The sequence below is a fragment of the Nocardia sp. bgisy118 genome (assembly GCF_057708605.1).
Window position 1 is genome coordinate 296,493 of sequence record NZ_JBYISM010000003.1, and the last position, 7,398, is coordinate 303,890.

Sequence of the window (7,398 nt, forward strand, 5' to 3'; positions counted from 1 at the left end):
TCGCGCCAGGAGGATCAGTGCTTTCCGCCTTCGTATCGGCCTTCCGGACTCCGGACTTACGGCGGAAGATTCTCTTCACGCTGGGGTTGGTCGCGCTGTACCGCCTGGGTGCCGCGTTGCCGTCGCCCGGCGTCGACTACAAGGCCGTCCAGGAATGTGTCGACCTGGTCTCCGGCGGTGAGAACGCAGGCATCTACCAGCTGATCAACCTGTTCTCCGGTGGTGCGCTGCTGCAATTGTCGGTCTTCGCGATCGGCATCATGCCCTACATCACCGCCAGTATCATCATTCAGCTGCTCACGGTCGTCATCCCGCGGTTCGAGGAACTGCGCAAGGAAGGCCAAGCAGGCCAGACGAAGATGACGCAGTACACGCGGTACCTGTCGATCGCGCTGGCCATCCTGCAGGCGACCGGTCTGGTCGCGCTCGCGGCGCGTGGTCAGCTGCTCCAGGGCTGCCAGAAAGACATTCTCGCCGACACCAGCATCTTCGGCATGATCATCGTCGTGCTCGTGATGACCGCGGGAGCCGCCCTGGTCATGTGGTTCGGCGAACAGATCACCGAGCGCGGCGTCGGTAACGGTATGTCGCTGCTGATCTTCGCCGGTATCGCGGCGCAACTACCGATTCAAGGCAGGTCCATCTTGGACAGCCGCGGCGGCCTCGTGTTCGGCCTGGTGTGTGTGGCCGCCTTCGCCATCATCGTCGCGGTCATCTTCGTCGAGCAGGGCCAGCGCCGCATTCCGGTCCAATACGCCAAGCGCGTGGTCGGCCGCAAGATGTACGGCGGCTCCTCGACCTACCTGCCGCTGAAGGTCAACCAGGCCGGTGTGATCCCGGTGATCTTCGCCTCGTCGTTGCTCTACCTGCCGAACCTGGTCGTGCAGCTGACGGGATCGCAGAGCGATCCCGATCCGAGCTGGTGGCAGGAGATAATCCAGAAGTATCTGGTGAACCCGAGCAACCCGGCGTACATCGCCATCTACTTCGGCCTGATCGTGTTCTTCACCTACTTCTATGTCGCGATCACCTTCAACCCGGAGGAACGCGCCGACGAGATGAAGAAGTTCGGCGGTTTCATCCCGGGGTATCGTCCCGGTAAGCCGACGGCCGACTATCTGAACTTCGTCCTGAGCCGCATCACTCTGCCCGGCTCCATCTACCTCGGTGTGGTGGCCGTCCTGCCGAACTTGTTCCTCGGTATCGGTAGTCCCGGTGGTCTCCAGAACTTCGCGTTCGGCGGCACATCGGTGCTGATCATGGTGAGCGTCGGCTTGGACACCGTGAAGCAGATCGAAAGCCAGCTGATGAATCGAAATTACGAAGGGTTCCTCAAGTGAGAGTTGTACTGCTCGGTCCGCCGGGTGCCGGCAAAGGCACCCAGGCCGTCCTGCTGTCGGAAAAGCTGGGCGTCCCGCACATCTCCACAGGGGACCTGTTTCGCGCGAATATCAGCCAGCAGACTCCGCTGGGTCGCGAAGCGCAGAAGTACATGGACGCGGGCGACCTGGTGCCCAGCGACGTGACCAACCGCATGGTCGAGGCGCGGGTCAACGAGCCGGACGCCGTGAACGGCTTCGTGCTCGACGGCTACCCGCGCACCATCGACCAGGCCGAGGCACTGGAGAAGATCCTCGGCGACATGGACAAGAAGCTGGACGCCGTCCTGTGCTTCGTCGTGGCGGAGGACACCGTGGTCGAGCGGATGCTCGCGCGCGGCCGCGCCGATGACAACGAGGACGTGATCCGCAACCGGCTCCGGGTGTACCGCGAGGAGACCGAGCCGCTGCTGCAGCACTACGACGGCCTGGTCGTCACGGTGGACGGCATCGGCGAGGTGGACGAGGTCAACGGCCGCGCGCTGCGCGCGCTGGGACACTGATGTCCCTGTCTCGGAAGCGCTGAGCCGTCATGGTCTTCGGGCGCAACAAGAGCAAGAAGGTGGTGCCGTTCCGCACCGCAGGTGAGCTGGACGCCATGGCGGCGGCGGGCGCGGTGGTAGGCCGCACTCTCGTCGCCGTGCGCGCGGCAGCCAAGCCCGGGGTGTCGACCCTGGAACTGGACGAGGTCGCCGAGCAGACCATTCGCGACGCCGGTGCGGTGCCGTCCTTCAAGGGCTACCACGGCTTCCCGGCGTCGATCTGCGCATCGGTGAACGACCGTGTGGTGCACGGGATTCCGACCGCGGAGGAGATCCTCGCCGAGGGCGATCTCGTCTCGATCGACTGCGGCGCCATCCTGGACGGCTGGCACGGCGACTCCGCGTGGACCTTCGGGGTCGGCGAGATCATTGAGGCCGATCGGCTGCTGAGCGAGGCCACCCGGCTGTCCATGGAGGCGGGCATCGCGGCCATGCTGCCGGGCAACCGGCTGACCGACGTGTCGCACGCCATCGAGATGGGCACCCGCGCCGCGGAGGAACTGCACGGCCGGGCCTACGGCATCGTCGACGGTTACGGCGGGCACGCGATCGGCCGCGAGATGCACATGGACCCGTTCCTGGCCAACGAGGGCGCACCAGGCAAGGGCCCGAAGCTGGTGGTCGGCTCGGTGCTGGCCATCGAACCCATGCTCACCCTCGGCACCACCCAGTCCAAGGTGCTCGACGACGACTGGACCGTGGTCACCCTGGACGGCAGCCGCGCGGCCCACTGGGAACACACCGTCGCGGTCACCGAGGACGGCCCGCGCATCCTCACCTTGCGCCCGGAGTAGGGCGAAAGTTTCGCACGGCGGCCCCCGATAGGATCGGGGGCCGCCGTTTCGCTTTTCCGCGAGCCGCCACATCTCGCCCAGAGACAAGGAGCACGTCGTGACGTTGCGCTTCGGGATTCAACTCGCGCCCAAGGCCGCTGAACTGCAACAGATCCGTGAGCTGGCCAAGATCGCCGACGCGGCAGGGCTCGATCTGCTGGGCATCCAGGATCACCCCTACTCTGGCGCGCTGGTGGACACCTTCGCGCTGATCGCCACCGTGCTGGCGGAAACCGAGCGGCTGCGGGTTTTCCCGGACGTAGCGAGCCTTCCGCTACGCGGGCCCGCGATGCTCGGCAAGCAGGCGGCGACGTTGGATCTGCTCAGCGGCGGACGGTTCGAACTCGCCCTCGGCGCGGGCGCGTTCTGGCCCGCCATCGAGGGCATGGGCGGCCCGGACCGTACGAATCCCGAAGCGCTGTTGGCGCTGGAGGACGCCACCGAGATCATCCGCGCGATGTGGCGCCCCGGCGCCAAGGCCACTGTCGACGGCACCCACTATTCCGTGCACGACGTGCAGTCCGGCCCCGCACCGGCACATCCCGTCGGGATCTGGTTCGGCAGCGTCGGTCCGAAGGCCAACGCGCTGACCGGACGGATCGCCGACGGTTGGGCGGCGCCGATCCCGCACTATCTGCCCTACGAGAAATGGCAAGGGGCGCAAGACACTATCTCCGCGTCCGCCGTCGACGCCGGGCGTTCCCCGGCGGACATCACCCGCATGGCGCAGCTGGTCGGGACGATCACCGACGCGCCAGGTCCGGTGCGCCTGCGCGGCGAGGACCCGATTCGCACCGACGCCGCGGGCTGGGCCCGCATCTTGGTCGATCTCGCCGTGACGACTGGCTTCGACACCTTCGTGTACTGGCCGGAGTCGCCCGACGATACCCAGCTTCGCCGCTGGATCGGTGACGTCGTTCCTTGCACCCGCGCCTTGTGCGCTTAGCCGAGACCTTCGGCCATGCAGCGGATTCGGCGGTTCTGTTCGGTACCTCCCCGGCTCGTTGGGAACTCTCTGACGATGCAGTCAGACTAGGTTCCGTGCGGGGGCCGGTTCCCGAGTAGCGAACTACTCGAATCTCGCTGCCGGAAGCCGCAGCCGAACCGCGCGGCCCCGCGGACGGCAGCCGTCGGCTCACCGAACATGCTGGGGCGGAGGGTGATTCAGCTCTGGCCTGTCTTGCGGAAAAACAGCACGTGATCATGGTCGATCAGCGCTATCGACTTGCGCAGCTGCCGGATGCCCGCGCCGGGCAAGTAGGTCAGATTCGCGAAGGACTGCGTATTGCCGAACGCCGAGCGCACCTTGTTCTCGGTGGCGTGGGACGCGCCGTAGGCGGCCAACAGGCCGAAGTCCAAGGGCGCGAGCGGCTCGTCGAGCGACGTGGGCCCGGCCGGGCGGCCGAGCGCGGCGTACTGCGTCGCCTTGCCGTGCTCGTACCGGCACAGCTCGTAGGACATGTTCGTGGTGGCCGTCACGCTCACCACCGGCCAGTTCTGGGAAAGCCGCAGCGCGAGCGGATGTCCGCCGACCGGAGCGAGTTCCCAGTTCAGGCTCATCACCGTCACCCAGCCGCCGTAGGACATCTCGATCAGCACCACGTCGTCGCCGAGCGTGCTCGCGGTGTTGAACTCGGCCTCGCCGATCACCCAGTCCTCGTCGTCGGCATTGAGGTAGGTGGCGCTGTCGACGAGCTGGATGTCGTCCTCGGCGTAGGCCGCGATGATCGCGGCGCGCAGTTGCGTCATGGCGTCCCGGTCCGGGCAGCGCACGCCGAGGGCGCCGAAGCTGGGGCCGATCTCGACCGGCGTCGACGGCGGCTCCGGATCCTCGCCCGGCGCGAGCGGGCGCAGGCCGACCAGCGCCAAGCGCCAGTTGATCTCCTCCACCGTCGACAGGTCGCCGGAGGACTTGCGGACGATCTGCTGCTGCGTCAGCCGTCCCGCTTGTTCCAGGGTGCGGCACTCCAGTTCCACCAGCGCGTTGTAGGACTTCGGCGTGAGGTCCAGATCGCGAATCCCGCACGCGCGCAGGCGGATCGACATGCCAGTGGAGGTGAACGCGGAGTACCGCTCGCGGTACATCGCCAGCGCCTGCTTGCGCGAGCGGCCCACCATGAGGGTGCGTAACAGCGTGCTCAGACTGGCCAGGTACTTGCCTGCCAGGTCGGGATTGTCCGCGGCAAGCTGGGCGCGAATCCGTGCGGCGTCCTCCACGGCGGCCACGGCCGCGTCCTGGTCCAGCCTGCCGAGCCACACGCCGCACTTGCCGAGCCCGTCGGCGCACATGCCCGCTACGTGCGGATACGTCTGTGCCACTTGGCGATACGTGGCGCAGGCGCCGCGGATGGTGCTGGTGGCCAGATCGCGGCGCCCGGCGTCCCGCGTGACCTGCTCGAAGATCCGCAGGGCCTCTTGTAGTTCGCCCGCGAACCGCGCCTCGACCATTCCGGCGGCCAGCCAGTGCAACCGGATCCCGACCGCTTCCTGCGCCGGTGCGGGAGCCTCGATGGTGCGGTCCCTGCGGGCGGCGGGATCGTTCCTGGTGGCGATCAGCGCCTTGGCGAGCTCGGCGAGCGAGGTGGCCAATCGGAGTTCGGAATCGACCGTTCGGTCTCGGGCCGCACTGCGATCGACCGCTACCTGTCGTTCGATAGCACTCAGATCCATCGCGACCCCAACTCCCGCATCACCTTTCACAGACGGTCGTTCCTTCGGCCACATCTGTTCTCGCGGAGAGTCTGCCACAAATCGGGTGCCGTCGCCCAGGAACGAACCGGCCGGCTGCTAGCTGCCAGCTAATTCGGCGCGAACCGCGTGCTCAGGCCTCCAGCAGCAGCGTGACCGGGCCGTCGTTGGTGAGCTCGATGTGCATGTGCGCACCGAATCGACCTGTCGCGACGGTCGCGCCGAGGGCGCGCAGTGCCGCGGCGAAAGCGTCCACGAGTGGTTCGGCGATCGGGCCCGGCGCGGCCGCGGACCAGGACGGGCGGCGTCCCTTGGCGGTGTCGGCGTAGAGGGTGAACTGGCTGACGACGAGCACGGGCGCGTTCAGGTCGGCCGCGGAACGCTCGCCGTTCAGAATTCGCAGCCGCCACAGCTTGTCCGCCAGGGCCTTCGCGGTCGCTTCGGTGTCGTCGTGCGTGACGCCGACCAGCGCGACCAATCCCTGCGGGTCGGGTTCGATCCGGCCGACCACCTCCCCGTCGACCCGCACCTCGGCGGCGGTCACGCGCTGCACCAGTACTCGCATGCCGTGATCATCGCACTCGTCGTGCACCGGAGGCGGACGCGCCGCGCAACCGTGCGGTGGCGGCGGTCGGCAGTGGCTGAGCCGCAGGCATTTCCGGCGGCGAGATCGCCACGGGTGGCGGTTCGCGTCCCCGACTGGTTGCCAGGAGGTTTCCGGGCAGTGCGGACCGGGTGTGGGCGACGACGGCGAGACGGTTCGGGTGTGTGCCAACTCGATTGTGCGGCAAGTCATCAGGCGCTGATCAGGCTATCGGCCGACGGCATCCCGACACATCTGCGCGTTACTCCCGCGAAGTCTTAAGTTCACGTAAAGGCTACTGGTGAGTTGCTATGGACTGTCATCGTCGGAGGAGTTCGAACCGTAGCCAGCGGTGGTCTCACTACCCGGGGAACACGAGGAGCGATGCCATGGTGAGGACGCCCGGGACGATCACGGTGGCAGACGAATTCGCAGGCCGAATCGGCCGGGTGGAGGTGCGCTATGTCAGTTGAGCAGTACTCGGAGAAGCTGAAGAGCTCGGGGTACGAGGCCGACAAGGTTCGGGCCCGGTTGGAGAGCGTCGCCAATCGCGTTCACGATCAGCTGAGCACGTTGCTGGCTGTTATCGGTAGTGACAACTTCGGCAGCAAATATGTCGAGGGTCAGGGTGACAACGGGTTGACGACGCGGTTGCAGGGCGCGGTGGACGGTACCCACACCATGGCGAAGTCGTGGGCGAACCTGTCGCAGGGCCAGTTCGAGGCGGCGGTTGTCGCCGAGCGGAACGAGGACGAGGCGCGGCGGCGAATCGAGCAGGTCTGAACAGCGGCAGTGGTGGCAGGCGGGCTGATCAGGCGCCGCCATGGAGTTCGGAGTGGGTGAAATGACGTCTGGCCGTATGGAGGGGGACATCACCGGGCTGTTGGAGGATTTCCGCAGCCGCATGCGGGATATCGCGGAAGCACAGCGGGAGCGGGTCAAGCTGATCGCGACCGCGACGACGCGTGACAAGTCGGTGTCGGTGACGGTGAATGCCAATGGTGTGGTCATCGAGACCCGCTTCTCCGACCGTGTCGGCGAACTGAGCTACGACCAGATCGCCAAGGCGGTCACCCAGATGGCGCAGCAGGCGGCCGACGAGGTGTTCCGCAAGAGCAAGGCGCTCGCGGAGCCGTTGCGTGACGAGCGGGCGCGGATGCCGAAATTGTCCGATGTCGTCGAGGGAATGCCGGATATCGAGACCGAGATTCCCTTGGAGCCACCGGTTTCGCTGGCGCCTCCCGGTTCGCCGGAACGCGCCGAGGACGAGGCGATGACGTTCACCGATGTCGAGAGCTACGACCACGGTGGTCGCGGGAATCCCAAGGAGAGCGTCACCGGTCAAGCCTGGTGACGTCTGAATCGGCCTTTCG

The 7,398-nt window shown here is 66.8% G+C and carries 8 protein-coding genes; 6 read left to right on the forward strand and 2 right to left on the reverse strand.

Annotation, left to right across the window (positions count from 1 at the left end):
• Positions 1 to 17 precede the first annotated feature (17 nt).
• The 4 genes from secY (at position 18) to AC3EO7_RS05540 (ending at position 3,700) form a co-directional block, all read left to right on the forward strand.
• Complete coding sequence (secY, locus tag AC3EO7_RS05525; RefSeq protein WP_431964058.1) at positions 18 to 1,340, forward strand: preprotein translocase subunit SecY; 1,323 nt, start codon at positions 18 to 20, stop codon at positions 1,338 to 1,340.
• Complete coding sequence (locus AC3EO7_RS05530) at positions 1,337 to 1,882, forward strand: adenylate kinase (RefSeq protein WP_431964060.1); 546 nt, start codon at positions 1,337 to 1,339, stop codon at positions 1,880 to 1,882. The genes secY and AC3EO7_RS05530 overlap by 4 nt, the downstream gene beginning before the upstream one ends.
• A gap of 29 nt (positions 1,883 to 1,911) precedes the next feature.
• Positions 1,912 to 2,715 (forward strand): type I methionyl aminopeptidase, encoded by an 804-nt coding sequence (gene map, locus AC3EO7_RS05535; RefSeq protein ID WP_435590594.1) that lies wholly within the window; start codon positions 1,912 to 1,914, stop codon positions 2,713 to 2,715.
• Positions 2,716 to 2,812: 97 nt separating this feature from the next.
• On the forward strand, positions 2,813 to 3,700 hold the full coding sequence (locus AC3EO7_RS05540; protein ID WP_435590595.1) for an LLM class flavin-dependent oxidoreductase: 888 nt from the start codon (positions 2,813 to 2,815) through the stop codon (positions 3,698 to 3,700).
• A gap of 218 nt (positions 3,701 to 3,918) precedes the next feature.
• Here the strand turns inward: AC3EO7_RS05540 and AC3EO7_RS05545 are convergent, their stop codons facing one another.
• On the reverse strand, positions 3,919 to 5,424 hold the full coding sequence (locus AC3EO7_RS05545; RefSeq protein ID WP_431964066.1) for a hypothetical protein: 1,506 nt from the start codon (positions 5,422 to 5,424) through the stop codon (positions 3,919 to 3,921).
• Between the two features lie 151 nt (positions 5,425 to 5,575).
• Entirely contained in the window at positions 5,576 to 6,007 is a 432-nt protein-coding gene (gene dtd, locus AC3EO7_RS05550; protein WP_431964068.1) for a D-aminoacyl-tRNA deacylase, read from the reverse strand.
• Positions 6,008 to 6,487: 480 nt separating this feature from the next.
• On the opposite strand from dtd, the gene AC3EO7_RS05555 reads away from it, so the two are divergent.
• Together AC3EO7_RS05555 and AC3EO7_RS05560 are read left to right on the forward strand one after the other, a co-directional pair.
• Entirely contained in the window at positions 6,488 to 6,808 is a 321-nt protein-coding gene (locus AC3EO7_RS05555) for a hypothetical protein (RefSeq protein ID WP_431964070.1), read from the forward strand.
• Positions 6,809 to 6,869: 61 nt separating this feature from the next.
• Positions 6,870 to 7,379, forward strand: a complete 510-nt coding sequence (locus AC3EO7_RS05560; protein ID WP_431964072.1) for a YbaB/EbfC family nucleoid-associated protein — start codon at positions 6,870 to 6,872, stop codon at positions 7,377 to 7,379.
• Positions 7,380 to 7,398: the final 19 nt, after the last annotated feature.

What these genes read in the sequence shown, in the direction of transcription:
- map (WP_435590594.1), top strand. Translation starts at nt 1,912, where the DNA reads ATGGTCTTCGGGCGCAACAAGAGCAAGAAGGTGGTGCCGTTCCGCACC.
- AC3EO7_RS05545 (WP_431964066.1), bottom strand. Translation starts at nt 5,424, where the DNA reads ATGGATCTGAGTGCTATCGAACGACAGGTAGCGGTCGATCGCAGTGCG.
- dtd (WP_431964068.1), bottom strand. Translation starts at nt 6,007, where the DNA reads ATGCGAGTACTGGTGCAGCGCGTGACCGCCGCCGAGGTGCGGGTCGAC.
- AC3EO7_RS05555 (WP_431964070.1), top strand. Translation starts at nt 6,488, where the DNA reads ATGTCAGTTGAGCAGTACTCGGAGAAGCTGAAGAGCTCGGGGTACGAG.
- AC3EO7_RS05560 (WP_431964072.1), top strand. Translation starts at nt 6,870, where the DNA reads ATGACGTCTGGCCGTATGGAGGGGGACATCACCGGGCTGTTGGAGGAT.